At 66.4% G+C, this 20,738-nt stretch carries 16 protein-coding genes; 7 read left to right on the top strand and 9 right to left on the bottom strand.

The annotated features are described in order from the left end of the window. The first annotated feature begins 35 nt into the window (after nt 1-35). The 5 genes from HV773_RS07420 to HV773_RS07440 all read left to right on the top strand — a co-directional run bounded on the left by HV773_RS07420 (nt 36) and on the right by HV773_RS07440 (nt 5,380). A complete protein-coding gene (locus tag HV773_RS07420; RefSeq protein WP_175194436.1) occupies nt 36-959 on the top strand; it encodes an SPOR domain-containing protein in 924 nt (307 codons plus the stop codon). Between the two features lie 8 nt (nt 960-967). Further along, complete coding sequence (locus HV773_RS07425; protein WP_035531311.1) at nt 968-1,462, top strand: CvpA family protein; 495 nt, start codon at nt 968-970, stop codon at nt 1,460-1,462. Between the two features lie 72 nt (nt 1,463-1,534). After that, nucleotides 1,535-3,079 carry an amidophosphoribosyltransferase gene (purF, locus tag HV773_RS07430; protein ID WP_175194438.1) on the top strand — a complete coding sequence of 515 codons (1,545 nt, stop codon included), beginning with the start codon at nt 1,535-1,537 and terminating at the stop codon, nt 3,077-3,079. A gap of 194 nt (nt 3,080-3,273) precedes the next feature. Continuing rightward, complete coding sequence (locus HV773_RS07435) at nt 3,274-4,470, top strand: O-succinylhomoserine sulfhydrylase (protein ID WP_175194440.1); 1,197 nt, start codon at nt 3,274-3,276, stop codon at nt 4,468-4,470. Nucleotides 4,471-4,519: 49 nt separating this feature from the next. After that, nucleotides 4,520-5,380, top strand: a complete 861-nt coding sequence (locus HV773_RS07440; RefSeq protein WP_175194442.1) for an MOSC domain-containing protein — start codon at nt 4,520-4,522, stop codon at nt 5,378-5,380. 49 nt (nt 5,381-5,429) lie between these two features. Here the strand turns inward: HV773_RS07440 and HV773_RS07445 are convergent, their stop codons facing one another. Both HV773_RS07445 and HV773_RS07450 read right to left on the bottom strand, forming a co-directional pair. Next, nucleotides 5,430-6,266 (bottom strand): helix-turn-helix domain-containing protein, encoded by an 837-nt coding sequence (locus tag HV773_RS07445; RefSeq protein ID WP_175194444.1) that lies wholly within the window; start codon nt 6,264-6,266, stop codon nt 5,430-5,432. Between the two features lie 26 nt (nt 6,267-6,292). Continuing rightward, nucleotides 6,293-6,634, bottom strand: a complete 342-nt coding sequence (locus HV773_RS07450) for an FKBP-type peptidyl-prolyl cis-trans isomerase (RefSeq protein ID WP_035531324.1) — start codon at nt 6,632-6,634, stop codon at nt 6,293-6,295. A gap of 295 nt (nt 6,635-6,929) precedes the next feature. Here HV773_RS07450 and HV773_RS07455 point away from each other — a divergent pair, with 295 nt between their 5' ends. Both HV773_RS07455 and HV773_RS07460 read left to right on the top strand, forming a co-directional pair. After that, nucleotides 6,930-7,691: a sensor histidine kinase gene (locus tag HV773_RS07455; protein ID WP_175194446.1), complete on the top strand. Its 762-nt coding sequence runs from the start codon at nt 6,930-6,932 to the stop codon at nt 7,689-7,691. 242 nt (nt 7,692-7,933) lie between these two features. Then, nucleotides 7,934-9,373 carry a hemolysin family protein gene (locus tag HV773_RS07460; protein ID WP_175194448.1) on the top strand — a complete coding sequence of 480 codons (1,440 nt, stop codon included), beginning with the start codon at nt 7,934-7,936 and terminating at the stop codon, nt 9,371-9,373. Nucleotides 9,374-9,468: 95 nt separating this feature from the next. On the opposite strand, the gene HV773_RS07465 is transcribed toward HV773_RS07460, so the two are convergent. The 7 genes from HV773_RS07465 to glgX form a co-directional block, all read right to left on the bottom strand. After that, nucleotides 9,469-9,954 (bottom strand): OmpA family protein, encoded by a 486-nt coding sequence (locus HV773_RS07465; protein WP_175194450.1) that lies wholly within the window; start codon nt 9,952-9,954, stop codon nt 9,469-9,471. Between the two features lie 10 nt (nt 9,955-9,964). Further along, entirely contained in the window at nt 9,965-10,621 is a 657-nt protein-coding gene (locus tag HV773_RS07470; RefSeq protein WP_175194452.1) for a M35 family metalloendopeptidase, read from the bottom strand. Nucleotides 10,622-10,623: 2 nt separating this feature from the next. After that, nucleotides 10,624-11,118 carry a PAAR domain-containing protein gene (locus HV773_RS07475; RefSeq protein ID WP_175194454.1) on the bottom strand — a complete coding sequence of 165 codons (495 nt, stop codon included), beginning with the start codon at nt 11,116-11,118 and terminating at the stop codon, nt 10,624-10,626. Nucleotides 11,119-11,391: 273 nt separating this feature from the next. Further along, complete coding sequence (gene treY / locus HV773_RS07480) at nt 11,392-14,307, bottom strand: malto-oligosyltrehalose synthase (protein WP_175194456.1); 2,916 nt, start codon at nt 14,305-14,307, stop codon at nt 11,392-11,394. Continuing rightward, nucleotides 14,304-16,562: a 4-alpha-glucanotransferase gene (malQ, locus tag HV773_RS07485; RefSeq protein ID WP_175194458.1), complete on the bottom strand. Its 2,259-nt coding sequence runs from the start codon at nt 16,560-16,562 to the stop codon at nt 14,304-14,306. The genes treY and malQ overlap by 4 nt, the downstream gene beginning before the upstream one ends. Beyond that, nucleotides 16,559-18,457, bottom strand: coding sequence for a malto-oligosyltrehalose trehalohydrolase (gene treZ / locus HV773_RS07490; protein WP_175194460.1), 1,899 nt, complete (start codon nt 18,455-18,457; stop codon nt 16,559-16,561). Before treZ ends, malQ begins: the two co-directional genes overlap by 4 nt. Nucleotides 18,458-18,470: 13 nt before the next feature. Then, nucleotides 18,471-20,738: a glycogen debranching protein GlgX gene (gene glgX, locus HV773_RS07495; protein ID WP_175194462.1), complete on the bottom strand. Its 2,268-nt coding sequence runs from the start codon at nt 20,736-20,738 to the stop codon at nt 18,471-18,473.

A 20,738-nucleotide genomic window follows, 5' to 3' on the forward strand; every position in this document is an offset into this window, starting at 1 on the left:
ACGTACAGGCACGCACAGGCCAAAAGCAGCCATACATGGGAATTTTCTCGTTCGGCAAGAAAGATGACGCGCCCAGCCGACGCGACTCCGAAGCCGGCTCTCGCCGCCGGAGCAGTCAGAACACGCGCGTGGAGCGGCGCAGCCGCCGGCCAGCCCGCTCCGGCGACGCCGAGGCGATGCTGCTCGATCCCACCCTGCCGGAAAAACAGCGCGCGCGCCGGCGCCTGGTTGGCGCGATTGCGCTGGTGCTGGCCGCCATCGTGATCCTGCCGATGGTGCTCGACACGCACCCCAAGCCGGTCACCGACGACATCTCCATCGATATTCCGAGCCGCCCGGCGTCCAGGACCGTGGCGCGCCGCGACGAAGACACCCAGGCCGGCGTCGCCCCGGATAATCCCGCGGCGGCTGAGGCCGGGCTGGGCGTAGCGACGCCCGGTGCTTCGGGTCTCGCGGCTGCGGGGTCGGGCGCTGCGCCGGCACAGACCGCGCAATCGACACAAGCGAAGCCCGCGGCGTCGGCCAAGTCCGCGCCGGCGGTTCAAGCACACGCACAAGCACAAACCCAAGCTCAGGCGAATCCGTCGACCGAAGCCGCACAAGCGCCGCGCAGCACCGCGAAGCCGGCTGCGCCGTCGTCGGTTACGGCAGTCGCGTCGCGCGGCAAGCCGGGCACCTCGGCAGCAGCGGATGGCGACGGCGCACCCGCCGCGCCGTCGGGCGCGCGCTTTGCGGTGCAGCTGGGCGCGTTCAGCAGCGATTCCGCCGCGAATAAATGGGTCACGAAGTTGAAAGCCGCAGGCGTGCCTGCATATACCGAGCAACGCAAGGAAGACGACGGCACGACGCGCACGCTGCTGCGCGCGGGTCCATTCCCTGACCGCGCCTCGGCCACCGAGGCGATCGCGAAGGTGCGCGGCGCGGGCCTGATGACGGGCTCGAACGGCTCGGCACAATAACGCGCCCGATGCTCACGGCATTCGACTACGCTGTAATGGCGGTGATCGGTTTGTCCGCGCTGCGCGGGGCGTGGCGCGGGCTCATCGGCGAAATTTTCGGGCTGATCGGCTGGATCGCGGCGCTCATCGTTGCGTGCCGCTACGTGGATCGCGTGGTGCCCTTCATTCCGGCGAACTGGCCGGGCGGGGCGCTGACCCAGTGGCTGATCGCCTTCGCGCTGATCGTGATCGGCGTGGTGCTTGTGGCCGGCGTGGCGAACGCGCTGCTCGGCCGGCTGGTCCAGGTGAGCGGCTTGTCCGGTGTGGACCGCTCGCTCGGCATGATGTTCGGCCTCGTGCGAGGCGTCGTGCTGGTGCTGATTCTTGTCGTCCTCGCGGGACTGACCGAGCTGCCCCAGCAAGACTTCTGGCGCAACGCGCTGCTGCGGCCCTATGCCGTGCAGGGCGTGCTCGAACTCAAACCGTTTTTGCCCGAGACGCTCGCGGCCTACGTTCACGTCTGACCGGAAACTGGTCGGCTGTCGTTACCGCGCCGTCACTGTCACTGCTGATTTCGCTTTTTTGAAGGACCTGCCATGTGCGGCATCGTAGGCGTAGTTTCCCGCTCCCCCGTCAATCAGCTCCTCTATGACGCGCTGCTGCTCCTGCAGCACCGTGGTCAGGACGCGGCCGGCATTGCCACCGCGGACGGCAGCACGTTCCACATGCACAAGGCCAACGGCATGGTGCGCGACGTGTTCCGCACGCGCAACATGCGTAGCCTGCCCGGCACCGTGGGCATCGGCCAGGTGCGTTACCCGACGGCCGGCTCGGCGTCGAGCGAAGAAGAAGCCCAGCCGTTCTATGTGAACGCGCCGTTCGGCATCGTCCTCGCACACAACGGCAATCTCACGAACTGGCAACAGCTCAAGGAAGAGATGTTCCGCGTGGACCGCCGCCACATCAATACGCGTTCCGACACCGAAGTGCTGCTCAACGTGCTTGCGCACGAAGTGCAGCTCGCGACCTCGGGCCTCGAGCTCGATCCGTCGGCGCTCTTCAAGGCCGTGGCGGGCGTGCACCGCCGCCTGCGCGGCTCCTACGCCATCGTTTCGCTGATCGCCGGCTACGGCCTGCTCGCGTTCCGCGACCCGTTCGGCATCCGCCCGCTGTGCATCGGCAAGATGGAAACGCCGGAAGGCACCGAGTGGATGGTGGCCTCGGAATCGGTCGCGCTCGAAGGCATCGGCTTCGAGTTCGTGCGCGACGTGGAGCCGGGCGAGGCGGTGTTCATCGACGCCGAGGGCAACTTCCACGCGCAGCAATGTGCCGTGACGCCGAAGCTCAACCCCTGCATTTTCGAACTCGTGTATCTCGCGCGCCCGGACTCGGTGCTTGACGGCGTGCCGGTGTACAACGTGCGTCTGCGCATGGGTGACTACCTCGCCGAGAAGATCCGGCGCGAGCTGCCCGATGTGAAGATTGACGTAGTCATGCCGATTCCCGATTCGTCGCGCCCCGCGGCCATGCAGGTCGCCAAGAAGCTGGGCGTGGAATACCGCGAAGGCTTCTTCAAGAACCGTTACGTAGGCCGCACCTTCATCATGCCGGGCCAGGCCATGCGCAAGAAGTCGGTGCGCCAGAAGCTCAATGCCATGGGCATCGAGTTCAAGGGCAAGAACGTGCTGATCATCGACGACTCCATCGTGCGCGGCACCACCTCGCAGGAAATCGTGCAGATGGCGCGCGATGCCGGCGCGACCAAGGTGATCTTCGCTTCGGCGGCGCCGCCCGTGAAGTACCCGAACGTCTACGGCATCGACATGCCCACGCGCGGCGAACTCGTGGCGCATGGCCGCACCGATGAAGAAGTGGCGCGCATCATCGGCGCGGACCATCTCGTGTATCAGGACGTGGAGGCGCTCAAGCAGGCCGTGCGCGACATCAATCCCGAACTCACGGAGTTCGAGGCTTCGTGCTTCGACGGCGACTACATCACCGGCGACATCACGAGCGCGTATCTGGACAATATCGAGCTGGCGCGTCTGGCGCCCCAGGCGCAGTCCGACCGCGACGCCGCGAGCGACGCGATGGACGGCGGCACGCGCTCGCAACTGCATCTGCAACTCTCGGTGGAGTAAGCGAAGCGAACGGGGAGCGCGTGCATGGCGCGCTTGCCGTGCCGAATGCCACGCATTTTCGAAGGGCCCGCTTCTGCTGACGCAAAAGCGGGCTTTTTTGCGCCTGCGCGCCGCGCGTACGGATCGAATGCGTACGCGGTACGCTACAGGCATGGCGGCTTCAACGGCGGCTTCAGGAAACGGAAAACACGAACATGAACGACGACCTCAACTTCGACACGCTGGCGGTGCGCTCGGGTTCGCTGCGCAGCGAGTTCAACGAACATTCGGAAGCGCTCTACCTCACGTCGAGTTTTTGTTTCGGCAGCGCCGCCGAGGCGGCCGAGCGCTTCAAGAATTCCGAAACCGGCTACACGTACGCGCGTTTCACGAACCCGACCGTCACCATGTTCCAGGACCGCCTCGCCGCGCTCGAAGGCGGCGAGGCGTGCATGGCCACGGCCTCGGGCATGGCCGCGATCATGTCGGTGGTGATGGCGGCGCTGCAGCAGGGCGATCACATCGTGAGTTCGCGCAGCCTGTTCGGCTCGACGCTCGGCATGTTCTCGCAGATCTTCCCGCGCTTTGGCATCACCACCACCTTCGTCGATCCTTCCGACCTCGACGCGTGGAAGAACGCCGTGCGCCCCGAGACGAAGATGTTCTTCCTCGAAACGCCGTCGAACCCGCTCACCGAAGTGGCCGATATCGAAGCGGTGAGCAAGATCGCGAAGCAGGCCGGCGCGCTGTTCGTGGTCGACAACTGCTTTTGCAGCCCGGCGTTGCAGCAGCCGCTCAAGTTCGGCGCCGATGTCGTGATGCACTCGGCCACCAAGTTCCTCGACGGCCAGGGCCGCGTGCTGGGCGGCGCGCTGGTGGGCTCGAAGCAGTTCATCATGGAGACGGTGTTTCCGTTCGTGCGCAGCGCGGGCCCGACGCTTTCGGCGTTCAATGCGTGGGTGCTGCTCAAGGGCCTGGAGACGCTTGCGCTGCGCGTGGAGAAGCAATCGGCCAATGCGCTCGAAATCGCGCGCTGGCTCGAAGCGCATCCCGCCGTGAAGCGCGTCTTTTACCCGGGGCTCGAATCGCATCCGCAGCACGCGCTCGCGATGCGCCAGCAGAAGGCGGGCGGCGCGATCGTCTCGTTCGAGCTCAAGGGCGACACGCCCGAAGCGCAGCGCGTGAACGCCTGGCGCGTGATCGACGGCACGAAGGTGTGCTCGATTACCGGCAATCTCGGCGATACGCGCACGACCATCACGCATCCCGCCACCACCACGCACGGCCGCATCGCGCCCGAGGCGCGCGCGGCGGCGGGCATTACCGAAGGGCTGATCCGCCTCGCGGTGGGCCTCGAAGATCCGCGCGACGTGCGCAACGATCTCGCGCATGGGCTCGATGCGGCGCAGTAAGCCGCGCATTTACCCGATCCAACTTATTTTCCTTGTTCGTGAGTTCGTCATGGCTGTCATTCGTGCGTTGTTCGTTTATCCGGTGAAGTCCTGCGGCGCGATCGCGCTCGATCGCGCGCAGCTCGACGCGAAGGGGCTGCCTTGGGATCGTCACTGGATGGTGGTGGACGAGAGCGGTCGCTTCGTCTCGCAACGCGAAATCGCGGCGATGGCGCGCATCGTGCCCGCGTTCGTCGAGCACGGCGTGCGTCTCACGATGACGGGCGCGGATGCGCCGCTGGACTTGTCTTTCACGCCGCGCGGCAACGAGGCGCGTGTGCAAGTGACGGTCTGGAAGGACACGTTCGAAGCACTCGATGAAGGCGATGAAGCCGCGCAGTGGTTTTCGCAGGCGCTCGGCGTGGCGGTGCGCCTCGTGCGTTTTGCGCCGGACGTCACGCGCCTCGCGAGCAAGACGTGGACGAACGACGAAGACGTGCCCACGCAGTTCGCCGATGGCTTCCCGCTGCTCGTCACGAGCGAAGCGTCGCTGGCGGACCTGAACGCGCGCCTCGCGGCGAAGGGCGCGTCGCCGGTGCCGATGAGCCGCTTTCGCCCGAACATCGTCGTCGATGGCAGCGATGCGTTCGACGAAGACTTTATCGACACGCTGTCGATCGACGGCAGTGACATCGTGCTGCGCTTCGCCAAGCCGTGTGCGCGCTGCCCGATCACGACGATCGATCAGCGCACGGGCGAGCGCGATGCACAGTGGCCCGCCGAGCCGCTCGACACGCTCGCGGTGTTCCGTGCCGATCCGCGCGTGGACGGCGGGCTTACGTTCGGGCAGAACGCAATGGTGGTCGCAGGCGCGGGCGAGCGTCTCGCGGTGGGCGCGCAAGCGCAGTGGGAATACCGCTTCGAGGAATGATGGCGCAGTTGCGCGCGGGGGTTTGTGCCGAGCCGCGTCGAGCCGATGCTCAGTGCGAAGGCAGCGCGCGCCACTGCCCGGGCGCGAACCCGAAGCGCCGCGTGAACGCGTGCGTGAATGCGCTCTGGTCGCCGAAACCGACTTCCAGCGCAATGTGCGTGAGCGAGAGGCGGGGATCCGCGAGCAGCATGAGCGAGGTGTCCAAGCGCAGGCGCTGCAAATAGCGATGCGGCGTCTCGCCGAACGCTTCGATAAAGAGCTGATGAAAGCGCCGCATGCCGAAGCCGCAATGCGCGGCCAGATCGGCGATTCGCAACGGCTCCGCGAGATGCGCGCGCAGCCAGCGGTCGACGCGCGCGAAGTCGAGGCCCACCGCGGCTTCGAAGGCGTCGTTGCTGGCGATGCCTGCTTGCGCGAGCACGGACGCGCACAATTGCGCCGAGGCGTCCCAATGAAAGCGGCGAGCGCGCAGATCGGCGCTCGCGTGTGTGTCGTGTGCCGGCGTGGCGCCGCTTTGTGCCTGCTGGGCGCTACGCTGTGCCTGCCCGGCGATCTCGCGCACGAGCTGCGTGAGCGCCGGGTCGATGCGCACGGCGCGCGCCGTGTCGAACAGGCGCTCGGGCACGGCCAGCGCGGCGGCGGGCAAGTCCAGCACGAGCTGGCGGTTCTCGCCGATGCCCGCGTAGTCGTGCCGCGCGCCGGCCGGAATCAGCCAGGCTGAACCCGGGTCGATGCGCTCGCCGACACCGTCCACCGTCATCTCCATCTCGCCGTCGAGCCCCAGCACGATCTGGTGAAAATCGTGCACATCGGTTTCCTCGACTGCGCCGTAGCAGCGCAAGGCAATGCCGGGCGCAGTGACCGAGACGGCGTGACGCGGATTCATGGCGGACGATGCGCGGAGTGCGATGCTCAGACCGCGAGCAGTTCCACTTCGAACACGAGCGTGGCGTTCGGCGGAATCACGCCGCCCGCGCCGCGCACGCCGTAGCCGAGTTGCGGCGGGATCGTGAGCTTGCGCACGCCGCCCACCTTCATGCCCTGCACGCCTTCGTCCCAGCCCTTGATGACCATGCCGCCGCCCAGCACGAAGGCGAACGGATCGTTGCGGTCCTTGCTCGAATCGAACTTCTGGCCGTCCGTGAGCCAGCCGGTGTAGTGCACGCTGACTGTCTGGCCGGCTTTCGCCTCGGCGCCGCTGCCTTCGGTCAGGTCTTCATACTTGAGGCCGGATGCGGTGGTCACGATGGACATGGATCACTCCTGAATCGGAAAAAGGAAAAGCGTTATTGTAGGCGCTTTGCAGGGCGCGCGAGGCGCGCCGCCCCCCGTGCGCCTTGCCTGTGTGCTACTCGCGTGCGCCGCGCCTGCGTTTGCCTTCGTTCGCGCTCGTTCGCGTTCGTTCGACCTCGCAGGCACGTCGCGTGCGGCGCGTGTGGGTGTCTGGCGGCGCGCGCCGCATGAGACGAGGGCACAGCGAAGCCACAACGTCGTCGCTGCCTATAATTGGGGCCGGCCCGCCCCCGGCGAGCGAAAGAAAAGGAATCCGATGGCGTCCACCTCTCCCACCCCGAGCGAGCGCACGGCACACCTGTGTGCCGAAGCCGCGCTGTTCATGCGCGATCACGTGCTCTCGCGCGTGTCGCACGACTTGCGCAGTCCGCTGAACGCAATCCATAGCTGGGCCTATGTGCTCGAGCGCAAGATCGACAGCGCCGACGCCGCTGCGCTGCGCGCGCTCGCGGGCATCCGCACGGGCGTCGAGCAACAGGTGCAGCTGCTCGAAACGCTCGTCGATACTACGCGTGCCGAGACGCGCAAGCTGCACATCGAGCGCGCGCCGTTCGCACTTGATGCGCTGACTGGCGAGACCGTGGACGATGCGCGCCGCGCGCTCGCCGACGCGCGTGGCGTGAACCTCGCCGTGCGGGGCGGGCCCACTGGCGCGACGCTCGACGCCGGGCGCGAGCGTATCGGGCAGGCGCTCTGGCTCATGCTGGCGTTCGCGACGGAGGCGAGCACGCCAGGCGCGGCGATCTCGCTAGACGTGAGCGTGACGGCCACCGCCGCTCAATTCGAGGTGCACTGGCAGGCGAACTGCGTGGCGCTCGCCGACGAGACGCTGCCGCATCTGTTCGAAGTGTTCGCCCGGGCTCAGGCGCGCGAGCTGCAGGACGCGGGCCGCTCTCCGTGGGTGCTTGCGCTGTGCCAACGCGTGGCCGAGGCACATGGCGGGCGCTTCGAGGCGCGGCCGCTCGTGGAAGGCGAGGCTGCCTCGCTCACGCTTAACGTGCCGGCCAGCGGGACGTAGCAAGCTCATAGCGGGCTCTGGCGCGGGCGTTAAAACGACTCGCGCGATCCGGCGGCCGGCGATCCGGCGATGTATGCGCGGCGTCAGGCCGCATGGACACATGCCCGCTACGCAGGCGAGCTTCAAACGCGTGGCGCCGGGCGCACAGGCTATGCTGCGTGAGCAATCGGGCCAGCCCGTGCAGGTCTTACAGGGTTCTTTCACCCTTATACTGAGCGATTCGTTTTCCGGAGCCCTTTCTCTTGAGTCAGCTTATCGCTCTCGCCGGCGCGCTGTTGCTGGTTGCCCTCAACGGTTTCTTTGTCGCGGCGGAGTTCGGTCTCGTCAAGCTGCGCGCAACGCGCGTGCAAAGCCTGGCGACCCAGCACGGCTTGCGCGGACGACTGCTCGCCAAGGTCCACGGCCAGCTCGACGCCTATCTTTCCGCGTGCCAGCTCGGCATCACGCTCGCTTCGCTCGGCCTTGGCTGGATCGGCGAGCCGGCCTTCGCACAGTTGCTCGAACCCGTGTTCGATCTCGTGGGCGTGCGCTCGCCGGATCTGATCCACGCCATTTCGCTCACTTTCGCCTTTACCGTGATTTCGTTCCTTCACATTGTGGTGGGGGAGCTCGCGCCCAAGTCGCTCGCGATTCGCGAAGCCGAGAAGATTTCGCTATGGGCCGCCGCGCCGCTGTACGGCTTTTACTGGACGATGTATCCGGCCATCTGGGTGCTCAATTCGAGCGCGAATGCCGTGCTGAAACTGGTGGGCCTCTCGGCGGAGCACGGCACCGAGGCGCATTACTCGACCGACGAACTCAAGCTGATCCTGCGCAGCCGCCGCTCGGCGGCGGAGGCGCAGGCCGAGGAGCGCGCGCAAGCCGATGCACGTGCGCGTGTCAACGATCGCACCAGCGGTTCAGCTCAACGTGCGAGGCGTGCCGGGAGCGCGGCAGGCGCGGCGCATACCGCGGACACCTACAGCACCGACGAATGGAACGCACTCGCGCATTCGCTGGACTTTTCGCGCCTGACGGTCTCGGACCTCATGCGTCCCGCGCACGAGATGGTGGGCCTGCGCCGCGACCTCTCGCTCGCTGAGAACATGCAGATCGTCGCGCGCCATCGTTTCAGCCGCTATCCGCTCTTCGAGGACGCTTCGGGCGAGCGCGTGGCCGGCCTCATCCACCTGAAGGATCTGCTGCTCGCGCGCGAGGCGGGCCACGCGCTCGATGACCTCGGCAAGTTTGTGCGTCCCGTGCAGTACGTGAAGCCCGAGACGCCCGCGCTCGCGCTGTTCCGGCGCTTTCGCAAGGGCGCGCCGCACTTCGCGCTGGTTGGGCGCAAGGGCATGCGGCCGGGCGGCTTTCTCACGCTCGACAATATGCTTGGCGCGCTGGTGGGCCAGATCCACGATGAATTCCATCAGGCCGACACCGACTGGACCCGCATGGACGACGGCACGCTGATGGGGCGCGGCAGCCTGCCGGTGGTGTCGCTGGAGCAGGCGCTCGGCATCGATATCGACGAAGGGCGCGCGGAATCGGTGGGCGGCCTCGTGATTCACGCGCTCAACGATCTGCCCACCGAGGGGCAGCGCGTCGAGTTCGACCGCTTCGACATCGTCGTCAAGAAGATGAAGGGGCCGCGCATCGTGCTCGTGCGCGTGTATCCGAAGGATCTGGAGGATGAGGGCGGCTGAAGCGGTGTACTTGCGCACTACAGGCGCTGGGAAACGGAGGACGTTGCGGTGAAAGCCCCGTCGCAGCGGGGCAATCCCGGCGAGCGTAAACGCGCCTACTTGATCGCTTTGCTATTGGGCGTTACGCGCGGGTCGTTGCAAAGGTGCTCGCACCCGCCCTCGCATATGGGAACGAGGCTAACGGAAATCTGATCGAGCGTAGCGTTGCCTTTATCATCGACGTCCGGCTTCTTGATGATTCTCGTATCAATCCAAATGTTGGTTTCCTTCACGCCAAGCTGAACTAGATAGCTTTTAAGCGCTGCTGCTCTCCCGGATGCCAAAGCCTTCGGGTTTCTTTCCTTGACGTATCCTCCAGCGTAGACAATGCCTCTGATTTCTACGTTCGGCCATTGCTTCGCAGCGAGCATCATATCGGCGATCCTGATGCGATCCGAATTCGGGATTTCCGTTGAATTGAGTGGCAAGCTACTTGTCATATCCTCCGAGACCGTGCATGCGTTTGCGCTGCCTACGCTCGCAGCAAAGAACAAGGCTGGAAGGTAGCGGCCTATACTCGCAACAATATTCATTTTCGGCATTAAATCTCCCTTAATCGCTGAATCCAACATAGCACGCCAGGCTATCCGCATTTCGGATTGCCTTGTCGGGGTTGTCTTGCGCCCAAAACGAGAGCCCAACGGACACCCCATACATTCCGTCGTTAGAGTCGAATACATCGGTAAAATGGGTGCATTCGTGTATCAGCGTCAAAACTTGGCACCCGTGCCAAAGTTGCGAGCGGGGCGAAGTGCAAAAATGCGGATATATCGCAATGATACGTTTAGCCGTATCGGGTTTGCATACTGCCGCATCGGTAGAGCCGTTATCAGGGAAGATAGTGCAAGTGATGTTTCGTTGCTTCTGTTGATCCCAACGAATGATATTTTCCGGCTTCAGCTCTTTCATGACTTGAAGAAGCCGCGGCAAGCCCGCGTGGAGTATGCCACGTGTTACAGCATCGGAACGGCCTAACCACTTCTTCGCTCGTGCTTGTTCACTGGTATCCCAGCGCGCCAAGGCTGTAAGACGTGTTTGAATCAATGCGACTGCTTCCGCTCGCGATTTGATGATCGATTCACGAAATTCCTTGTTGCTCATGTTGAAGCAAATCGGCGTCGGGTCCAGCGTGACATTTACATTAGAGTCCGGGTTCGCGTTTGTTACAGCGGTATCGTGCACGGTAACCCATTGCGTTTCGTCAGCCATTTTTATTCTTTCACCAATTGAAGCTTTAGTCGTGACGTTTCGTTCGTGGTTACACGCCGTGTTTGTCCCGCTGCGTTTGTGATGCCTGTGTAGACCTGCCCGCTCTCTGTAACGATGCGATAGCGAACATTAGCGAGTGGGCGGCTTGCATCATCCATCAAGGTAAATTGCTCGTCATACGTTGCAGCGTGTGCGGGTTCCAGCTCGTGCGCGGCGAATTCATGCCAAGCCGTGTCTTGAGAGGCGATCATGACGGGCGGCGGATCACATTTGCAGATGCAGATATCGCCGTCGAGGGCTTGCTGCTTGCCCATCATCGTTGCTGACCGGTGCGGGCCCTTCCAGCCGATTACGCCAGTCGACTTGCAGACCGGACACAACACCTTGGCGCCGATGAAAGTAAGCGGCCGGCCGTGGTGGGTGCACCTCTCCATGCCTTCGATTACAACGCCGTCATGGGTGGATTTGTCGCCTTGCCTTAGCAGGTATCGCCTCATATCGCGCCCCACAAAGCTCGCCTTTGTTGCTTCGCCATTTCCATGCCTCCGGGAGTCGATGAAAGCAACCGGCCCGGTAATGCAACCGGCTACGCGGCGGGCGTGAGTTTCGCCCGTTCAGGCGATGTTCCCGGCCCTCCCGCTGGCGCGATATCGGATCCGTCTGAAACGAGATATGAACGATTCACAGTGCATCGCGGCGCGCGTGCAATTTGACATTCGACAACAGCGTCTTGTATGGCTGTTAATTTGAATGCGCTGGCCGATGGTTCATCAGGATTGTTGGCTGGACGAGGTGTGCACGAGATTCGACAGCACCGCAACGGGCAGTGCGCTCAACACGTCGCGCAGATATAGCACGTTGTCCTGATCGTGCGGTGTGGCGGCGCGGGTCGCGTCACTCAACCAGTCGTGCAGATCCGTTGCCGGGCACGCTTTCGGCAGCACGACCGCCGTATCGTCCCAGCGCGCGGGCTCGACGAGCGGCAGCCCGCCTTCCAGCAGTGCCATCGCATGCCGTGTGCCGATCACCACAGCCCACGCCTCGCCGTGCCGGCGCGCGAAGGCAATCGCGTGCGCGGCCTGCGCGCCGCGTAATTCGAGCGGCAAGTACTCGCCCTCGGTCATCAATGCCGGCGCGCGGGCGCGCAGCGCGAGCAGACGCGCAATGATGGCCTGTTTCACGTGCGCATCGCGCCAGTGCGCAAGCTTCGCGGCGGGCGCGCTGCTATCCAGCGCCGCCGCGCGCAAGGCAAAATCCACGGGCCGGCGGTTGTCCGGATCGACGAGGCTGAAATCCCATAGCTCCGTGCCTTGATAGAGATCGGGCACGCCCGGCGAACTCATGCGCAGCACGGTTTGCAGCAGCGTATTGACGGCGCCGGCCGGCGCGATGCGCGCCACGAAGGTGGCGAGTGCGTGCAGGAAACCGTCGCGCCGCTGGGGCGCGAGAATGTCGAAGAGAAATGCCTGGCAGTCCGATTCGTAATTTTCGTCGGGTGCGAGCCAGTTTGTACGCTGCTTTGCCTCGCGCAGCGCCTTCACTTGCCATTGCGCGACGCGCTCGGCCAGCTCGCGCACGCGCGCTTCGTTCCCGGCGTCGAGATCGGGTGGCCAGCAGCCCACCAGCGTTTGATAGAGCATCGCTTCGGCCACAGGGCCGGGCGCCCATTCTCCCTCCGCCCCCGGCGATGACGATGAAGGCGTCGCGTCGTTGCGCCGCTGCGGCTGGTTCAGCGTGGACCACGCGCGCAGCGTCGAGCTCCATTCGGGCGCGATTTCGCTGAGCACCGCAAGCCGCGCGCGCACGTCTTCGCCGCGCTTGTGATCGTGCGTGGCCGTGGCGAGCAAGGCGAACGGGAAGCGGCGCTGGCGCAGCCCATTCGCCGCGTGGAAGTCTTCGGCGCTGCGTGAGAAGTCGTCCGGGTCCGCGCCCACTTCGTTGCGCGAGAGCAGTCTGCCGTAACGGTAGAGCGCGGTGTCCTCGGTCGCCTTCGCCGCAAGCGGTGCGGTGAGTTGGGAGAAGAGCGTCAGCGCGGTGCGCTGTGCGATGAGCGCGTGGCTTAGCGGTGCGGTTGGCGGGGTCTGTGCGGCTTGTCTGGTCGTGTTTGTGTCGTTGCTGTTGCCATTCGCTACGGCCGCAGTCGGCGCGTGTGCGCCCAGCCATGCATCGACCTGATCGAGCACGGCGAGGCTCGCGCGCGGCAGCGCCCTGCGGGCCGCCTGCAGCGCGAGATCGAAATAGCGATTGTCCTCGGGGCCGCGCAGACCATTCACCGGATAGATGCGATAGACCGGAAAGTGCATTGCAAGCTGCGCGAGCACACGGTGCACGCTTGCGTAAGTAAAGTCGCGCGTGGCGGGCTGCTCGCGTGCGATGCGGTGCAGCGCGCGCGCCGCGTGATCGAGCTCCGCCGCGAGATATGCGGCCAGCACCTCGCGGCGCGCGTCGAGCGCCACGCGCGTGAACGGAGTGGAAGGGGCGAACGAGGCCTCCTGTCCCGAGATCGCGGCCCAGCTCGCAGCGAGCGGCGCGGCGCCCGCCGGGTCGTGCAGCAGCGCGCCCATATCGTTCATGAAGTCGTAGCCAGTCGTGCCTTGCACGGGCCAGTCTTCGCGCAGCGGCTCGCCGTGCGCGAGAATCTTTTCGACCACGATATAGGGTGGTTGTGAACGCAACGATGAAAGCCGCTGGCGCAATCGATCGCAATACTCGCGCGGGTCGGCCAGGCCATCGATATGGTCGATGCGCAGGCCGTCGATCACGCCATCTGCGTAAAGGCGCAATACGAGCTTGTGCACGGACTCGAACACGTCGTGGCGCTCCACGCGCACGCCCGCGAGCGCGCTCACGTCGAAGAAGCGCCGCCAGTTCACTTCGTCCGTGGCGGTGCGCCACCACGCCAGCCGGTAGTGCTGGCGCTCCAGCAGCCGGTGCAGGCGCTCGCGCGTGGCGGGATGGCTGCCCGCATGTGCTTGCAGTGCGGCGTCGATGGCGGCGCTGCCTTCGCGTTCGACGAAGTCGCGCAGCGCCGCGCGCGCGGTGGCGGCGCGAGCCTGGTCGTCGGGCTGCGTGGTGAGGCCCAGGAACGGCGCAGCGAGCGTCTGGAGTACGTTGGGATCCGTGTCGGTTGCGGCTTGCAGCAGTGCCGCGTAATCGGCCGGGCAGATCGGGCAGACGTGCGGGCCGTACTGCACGAAGAAGCGCGCGAGCGCCGCGTCGAACTTCAGCGCGATGCGGCCCGCAGCGAGTTCGTCGCCGTATTGCGCGCCGAGAAACGGCATCAGCACTTTGCCGCGCAGCACCGGGTCGGGCGAATGCCAGTCGACGTCGAAGTAGCGCGCGAACGTGCTATGGCGTCCCCATTCGAGGATGTCGAGCCACCACGCGTTGTGAGCGCCGCCCACGCCCATGTGGTTGGGCACCAGATCCACGATCAGCCCCATGCCGCGCACGTGCAGCGCGTCGGCGAGGCGCCGCAGTGCTGCTTCGCCGCCGCGTTCCTCGCTCACGGTGCCGTAGTCGACCGTGTCGTAGCCGTGCATCGAGCCGGGCTGCGCGGTCGTGATCGGCGACAGGTAGAGATGGCTCACGCCGAGCGCCGCGAAATAGTCGAGCTGCGCCAGCGCGTCGTCGAACGTGAAGTCCTGATGAAGCTGCAAGCGCAGTGTGGCGCGGGGGAGTGTCATGGTTCGGAACGCACGGAGGGCGTGGCCGGTGCATCGCCCGGGCTCGCGGTTGTAGCGCCTGTTTCGGCGGTGGTTTCGTCTTTGATATCGGCGGCCAGCGCGCGCGCACGCACGACGGTCCGCACGCGCGCGGCGAACGCGGGATCGTCGAACAGGGCGTCGACGGGCAGCGGCAGGCGTCGGCGCCAGTTCGGATGCTCGTCGATCGAGCCCGGCAGGTTCGGTTGATCGGCGAGGCCGAGCAGGTCTTCGAGCGGACAGGTCACGAGCGGGCTAGCGCTTGCGGCCACGTAGCCGAGCGCGCCTTCCACGGGCGCGTTCTCCGGCGATGGCGCGGGCTCGGCGGCGTCGCGCGGCGCGAAGCCGGTGTCTTGCAGCGCGAGCCAGAGCGCCGCGCGATCGGTGGCGCGCTGGGTGTGTTCGAGCGCGACGGGGTCGCGCCCGTCCGCGCGCGGCAATGTCTGGCCGATGCGGTTGCGCCAGTCGATGTCGCTGCCGCTCCACCAGCCCGCGACGGTCGGCAGATCGTGCGTGGTGGTGGTGGCCACGCAGTTCGGGGCGTAGCGCTTCGGCGCGAGAAACGCGCTGCCCTCGCGCTCGAACCACAGCACGCGGATGCCGTAGAGCCCATGCGCGGCGAGCCGTTCGCGCAAGCCCGGCGGCACGGTGCCGAGGTCCTCGCCGATCACGATGGCACGATGCCGCCACGACTCGAGCGCGATGAGCCGCACGAGGTCGTCGAACGGATAGCGCAGATACGCACCGTGTTGCGCGCTTTCGCCTTCGGGCACGAGCCACAGGCGCCGCAGGCCCAGGATGTGATCGATGCGCACGCCGCCCGCGTGTGCGAACGCGGCGCGCAGCATGGCGATAAACGCGCGAAAGCCGGTGTTGTGCATCGCGCGCGGGGAAAACGTGGTGAGGCCCCAGCTTTGGCCCGCCTGGTTGAAGAGGTCGGGGGGCGCGCCCACGGAGACACGCTGCAGCATGTCGTCGGGCTGCGCCCATGCCTGCGAGCCCGCGCCGTCGCAGCCCACGGCGAGATCGGCAACCAGGCCGACCGCCATGCCGGCCTCGCGCGCTTCGCGTTGCGCGCGCGCGAGGCCTTCTGCCGCGAGCCATTGCAGGAAGCGGTGGAAGTCCACTTCGCGCCGGTGCGTCGCGGCGAAGCGCGCGACTTCCTCGCTGCGCGGGTCGCGCAAAGGTGCGGGCCAGTCGCGCCAGTGACGCGCGCCACCGAGTTCTTTGAGCATTGCCGCATGGAGCGCTTCGAAGCGCGCGTGGTCTTCGAGCGCTTCGCCGCCGCGCGCGCAGAACGCCTCGAATGCTTTGGCGCGCGGTGAATCGCTGGTGCGTTCTGTATCGTCGAATCGGTCGAAGAGCACGCGCAGCACCGCGAGCTTGAGCGGCAGCGCGCGCGTCCAGTCGATGAGCGGCAGCGCTTCGAGTTCGCGCGATGTATCGCCGGATCGCGTGGCTTCGCGCATGGCATCGTGCGCGGCCTGCGCGCCGAACACGGCAGCCGGATCGATATGCGCGACATTGAGCCAGAGCCGCGAAGACGGCGAATACGGGCTGAAGTGGCCCGGATCCGCACTGAACATCGCATGCGTGGGGCTGACCGCGAGCGCATGCGCGCCGTGCCGCGCGCTCTGCGTGGCGAGCGTGGCCAGCGCGCTGTAGTCGCCGATGCCGCCATCGCCATTGCGTCGGAGTCCATACAATTGCGCCGCGATGCCCCAAAGCGGCGGCACGCGCGCCGTGTCGCCTTCCTTGTTGTTGTCATGCGCGCGCCACGCATCGTCGATGGTGTGGCAACGCGGCGGCGCGACGGCGATCGTCAGCCGGTGATCGTGGACCGTGAGCGTGTGATAGCCGGGTTCGGAGAGCGGCGCGAGCAATGCGGGCGCGTCGCGCGGCGCGGTAAAGCGGCCCTCGATATGCGAGCCGTTCTCCAGATCGATGCGATAGTGACTGCCCGTGCGTACCGCCGAAGCCGGCAATTCGATCGCGCTTTCGAATTCGGCGGTGATGAGCGGCGGCAGGCGCCGCGACGACTGCTCCGCGTTCAGCGCCGAAGTGCTGTGCCGCATCTGCGTGGCGTTCGCGCAGGGCAGGCCCGCGCATTCGAGCAGCGCGGCGAGCGTACTATCGGGCACGCGCTGCGTGACGCCGCGCGCGTCGGTCCACTCGACCGCGAAGCCCGCGCGTTGCGCGAGGATGGCGAGCGTCTCGCTGCGGCGCGCGGTGTTCATGCGAGCGGTTCCTCGCGCCGTACTACGCGCGCGTCGTGATGGAGCGCGTACTCGGGCACTGCGCCGGTGAGCCATGCCACGCAGGCGCTTTCGGGCAGCACGCCGCGGTCGGTGATATCGCGCGCGCGTTCGGGCGTTTCGAAGACAACCATGCCTTCGGGTTGCGCATCGAGCTTCGCGCCTTCACGGCCCAGGTTCAGCGCGATCGTCCAGGTCTCGCCGTCGGCGAGACGCCAGCGCGCGACGAGCGCATTCGCCGCGTGGCCGGCGTCGTCGACGAGCACGGTCGCGCCGAGCGGCCGCGCATCGTGCAGGCGCGGCATCAATAGACGCGCGCGCACGGTGAGCGCGGACTTGTAAAAGTGCATCCACGCGCGCCGGTCATCGTCGAGCGGCACATCGGCCGGCGGCGACGAATTAACGAACGTTTGCAGATCGTTAGGATCGGGAATCTGTTCGCGCCGTGACGCATCGCTGAACGCGCGGAACGCCGCGAATTCCTTGCGGCGCCCTTCGCGCACCGCTTCGGCGAGTTCGCCTTCGAACGCGGTGAAGAACTGGAACGGCTGCGTCGAGCCGTATTCTTCCTCCATGAACAGCAGCGGAATCTGCGGCGAGAGCAGCAGCAGCGCCGTGGCCGCGCGCAGCGCGCCGTCGTCGCTGAGCGCGCGCAGGCGTTCGCCCAGCGCGCGGTTGCCGATCTGATCGTGGTTTTGCAGGAACATCACGAACGCGGTCGGCGGCAGATGCGCGCTAGGCTCGCCGCGCGGTTCGTCCGCATGCACGGGCGACGGGTCGCCCTGGTAGGCGAATCCTTCGCCGAGCACGCGCGCGAGGTGGCGGATCGGGTGGTTTGCGAAGGCGCGGTAATAGCCCTCCGATTCGCCGATCAGCATGACGTGCAGCGCGTGATGCGCGTCGTCGTTCCATTGCGCGTCGAAGTGCGCTTCGAGCAGATTGGCTTCGTTGTGCTCGTTTTCCAGCACGAGATGGACATGGCGGTCGGGCTCCACGCGCGCATGCACGTGGTCGGCGAGTTCGCGCAGCCATTCGGGATTGTCGATCGCGTGCGCAGCGTCGATGCGCAAACCGTCGAAGCGATATTCGGTGAGCCAGTAGAGCGCGTTGTCGCTGTAGAAGTCGCGCACTTCGGGGCGCGCGAAATCGAGCGCGTCGCCCCAGGGCGTGCGCTTGCCGGCCTTGAAGAACGGCTTCGCATAGCGACCGAGCCAGTTGCCGTCCGGGCCGAAGTGGTTGTAGACCACGTCGAGGAACACCTGGAGGCCCAGGCCGTGCGCCGTATCGATGAGCGCCTTGAGTTCGTCGGGCGTGCCGTAGGCTGCGTGCGGCGCATAGGGCAGCACCACGTCGTAGCCCCAGCCGCGCTCGCCGGGGTAGTCGTTCAGCGGCATCAGTTCGATGGCGGTGATGCCGATGTCGGCGAGCGCGGGCAAACGCTTCATGACGCCGCGATAGCCGCCCAGCGCACCCACGTGCACCTCGTAGAGGACAGTGTCTTCCCATGGGCGACCGCGCCAGTGCGCGTGCTGCCAGGCATAGCCGCGCGCGTCGAGCACTTCGCTCGGCCCATGCACGCCTTGGGGTTGAAAGCGCGAAGCGGGGTCGGGTACGAGTTGGCCCTCGCTAATGCGGTAGCGGTATAGCGCGCCGGAACCGCACTCTGCGCGCGCCTCGAACCAGCCGTTGCCGCTGGGCGTCATGTCGATCGGTGCGCACGCCTCGTCTTCGAACACTACCTGCACCTTGTCGCACGAGGGCGCCCAGAAGCGAAAGCGTGTGTGCGGTTGCGCGTGCGCGGCGCCCGTCAACTGCGCGCCGAACGGCAGGCAGTGCATGTAATGGCGGACCTGCGGATCATGCGAAAGCGTGGTCATGGCCGATTCCTGTTCAGCGATCGTCGTCTGCGCTTGCGTCTTCGTCTTCGTCTTCGTCGGCGGCAGGCGCTGCGCCCGGCTGGCGCGGGTCGGGCGGCGGCGCGTCACTGCCTTGCGGCGCGCTTTTTTCCTGCTCGTTCGCCGGAGCTTCGATGCTTTGCGCCGCACCCGGTTCGCCGTGGCGCGCGGGCCGCGCGCCCAACACCACGAGCGCGTGCGCGGCGACTTCGAGGCTCGTGTCGGGCAAGGCGTACGGCGGTTCCCCGGGGCGCGCGCTGTCGAGCAGCACGGACCACGCGAAGTGCGGCGCGGCGGCCGTGAACGTCACCGTATGCGCTGAGGCGTTCAGCATCATCAACAATACTTCTATTTCGCCGTCGAGTCCTGGCCCTGCGCGCCGCATCGCGAACGCGCGCGCCTCGGGGTCCTGCCACGCCTCGGGCGAGAGCGGCGCGCCGTGCTCGTCGAACCAGTCCACATCGTGCACGCCCGGCAGCACGTCGCGGTCGCCAAACAGGAAATGCGTCTGCCGCAGCAAGGGATGGTCGCGGCGCAGCGCGATCGCGCGCGCGACGAACGCAGTCGTCGCCTCGCCTTGCGGCGATGCGGCAAGCGTCCAGTCGAGCCAGGACAGCTCGTTGTCCTGGCAGTAGGCGTTGTTGTTGCCGAGTTGCGTGCGGCCCGTCTCGTCGCCGGCGAGCAGCATGGGCGTGCCGAGTGCGACGAAGAGCGTCGCGAGCATCGAGCGCGCGACGCGCGCACGCGTGTCGATAATCGCGGGATCGTCGGTTGGACCTTCCGCGCCCCAGTTCGCGCTCCAGTTCTCGTTGTGGCCGTCGCGGTTGTCTTCGCCATTTGCTTCGTTATGCTTGTGTTCGTATGCAACGAGATCGGCGAGCGTGAAGCCGTCGTGCGAGGTCACGAAGTTGAGCGACGCCCAGGGGCGGCGCGTGCGCTTGTCGAAGAGATCGGCGGAGCCCGTGAGGCGCGCGGCGAGATCGGCGCGCTGGCCGGGGTCGCCGCGCCAGTAGCGCCGCACGCTGTCGCGAAAGCGGTCGTTCCATTCGGCGAAGCCAGGTGGATGATGGCCGAGTTGATAGCCGCCCGGCCCCACGTCCCACGGCTCGGTGATCAGTTTGACGCGCGAGAGCACGGGGTCCTGGCGCAGCACGTCGAAAAAACCGCTGGCGGGATCGAAGCCGTGCGCCTCGCGCCCGAGCGTGACGCCGAGGTCGAAACGAAAGCCGTCGATGCCGTACGAGGTGACCCAGTAGCGCAACGAATCGGCCACCATTTGCAGCACGCGCGGATGCGTGAGATTGAGCGTGTTGCCGCAACCGGTGTCGTTGATGAGATACCGTTCGTCGCCCGGCACGCAGCGGTAGTAGCTCGCATTGTCGAGCCCGCGCCACGACACCGTGGGCCCGCCTTCGCCGCCTTCGCAGGTGTGGTTGTAGACCACGTCGAGCAGCACTTCGATGCCGGCCGCGTGAAGCTGGCGCACGGCGATGCGGATTTCGTCGGGGTCGTGGCCCGAGAGATACGAGGGCTCAGGCGCGAAGTACGCGGCCGGGTTGTAGCCCCAGTAGTTGCGCAGGCCGCGCTCGAATAGAAAGCGTTCGGAGAGCAGGGCCTGCATCGGCAGCAGCTCCACGGCGGTCACGCCCAGCTTGTGCAGATGCTCGATGAAGCGCGGCGCGGCGAGTGCAGCGAAGGTGCCGCGCGTATGCGAGCGCAGCTCGTGGCGCAGCATCGAGACGCCGCGCAGATGCGTCTCGTAGATCACGGTCTTGTCCCACGGCGTATTCGGCCGCACGTCGTGCGACCAGTCGAACGCGTCGTGGCTGATGACGGCCTTGGGCATGGCGGGCGCTGAGTCGCGGCGATCGAGCGAGAGGTCGGCGCGGTTCGAATGCACGCGGTAGCCGAACAGCGTGTCCGACCAGCGGAACTGGCCGATGAGCCGCTTCGCGTAGGGGTCGAGCAGCAGTTTGTGCGGATTGAAGCGGTGGCCGAGATGCGGCTGATACGGGCCGTGTGCGCGCAGTCCATAGACCGTGCCGGGATGGGCCCCGGGCAGATAGCCATGCCAGACTTCGTCGGTGCATTCGGGCAGCGTGTAGCGCGTGCGCTCCTTGCGCCCGGTCGGGTCGAACAGGCACAGCTCGATGCGCCACGCATGCGCCGAGAACACTGCGAAGTTCGTGCCGAGCCCGTCCCAGGTCGCGCCAAGCGGGTAGGGCGCGCCGGGAAGCAGCCGCTCGGGCAGGCCGTTAGCCAT

The sequence above is a fragment of the Paraburkholderia caffeinitolerans genome, from assembly GCF_902859945.1.
Lineage (GTDB): Bacteria > Pseudomonadota > Gammaproteobacteria > Burkholderiales > Burkholderiaceae > Paraburkholderia > Paraburkholderia caffeinitolerans.

Bases quoted from the DNA above. Each gene is read 5' to 3' on its own strand.
- HV773_RS07440 (WP_175194442.1), top strand. From the start codon at position 4,520: ATGGCTGTCATTCGTGCGTTGTTCGTTTATCCGGTGAAGTCCTGCGGC.
- HV773_RS07420 (WP_175194436.1), top strand. From the start codon at position 36: ATGGGAATTTTCTCGTTCGGCAAGAAAGATGACGCGCCCAGCCGACGC.
- HV773_RS07450 (WP_035531324.1), bottom strand. From the start codon at position 6,634: ATGTCCATCGTGACCACCGCATCCGGCCTCAAGTATGAAGACCTGACC.
- treZ (WP_175194460.1), bottom strand. From the start codon at position 18,457: ATGACCACGCTTTCGCATGATCCGCAGGTCCGCCATTACATGCACTGC.
- purF (WP_175194438.1), top strand. From the start codon at position 1,535: ATGTGCGGCATCGTAGGCGTAGTTTCCCGCTCCCCCGTCAATCAGCTC.
- HV773_RS07465 (WP_175194450.1), bottom strand. From the start codon at position 9,954: ATGCCGAAAATGAATATTGTTGCGAGTATAGGCCGCTACCTTCCAGCC.
- HV773_RS07475 (WP_175194454.1), bottom strand. From the start codon at position 11,118: ATGAGGCGATACCTGCTAAGGCAAGGCGACAAATCCACCCATGACGGC.
- glgX (WP_175194462.1), bottom strand. From the start codon at position 20,738: ATGGCTAACGGCCTGCCCGAGCGGCTGCTTCCCGGCGCGCCCTACCCG.
- HV773_RS07425 (WP_035531311.1), top strand. From the start codon at position 968: ATGCTCACGGCATTCGACTACGCTGTAATGGCGGTGATCGGTTTGTCC.
- malQ (WP_175194458.1), bottom strand. From the start codon at position 16,562: ATGAACACCGCGCGCCGCAGCGAGACGCTCGCCATCCTCGCGCAACGC.
- HV773_RS07455 (WP_175194446.1), top strand. From the start codon at position 6,930: ATGGCGTCCACCTCTCCCACCCCGAGCGAGCGCACGGCACACCTGTGT.
- treY (WP_175194456.1), bottom strand. From the start codon at position 14,307: ATGACACTCCCCCGCGCCACACTGCGCTTGCAGCTTCATCAGGACTTC.
- HV773_RS07435 (WP_175194440.1), top strand. From the start codon at position 3,274: ATGAACGACGACCTCAACTTCGACACGCTGGCGGTGCGCTCGGGTTCG.
- HV773_RS07470 (WP_175194452.1), bottom strand. From the start codon at position 10,621: ATGGCTGACGAAACGCAATGGGTTACCGTGCACGATACCGCTGTAACA.
- HV773_RS07445 (WP_175194444.1), bottom strand. From the start codon at position 6,266: ATGAATCCGCGTCACGCCGTCTCGGTCACTGCGCCCGGCATTGCCTTG.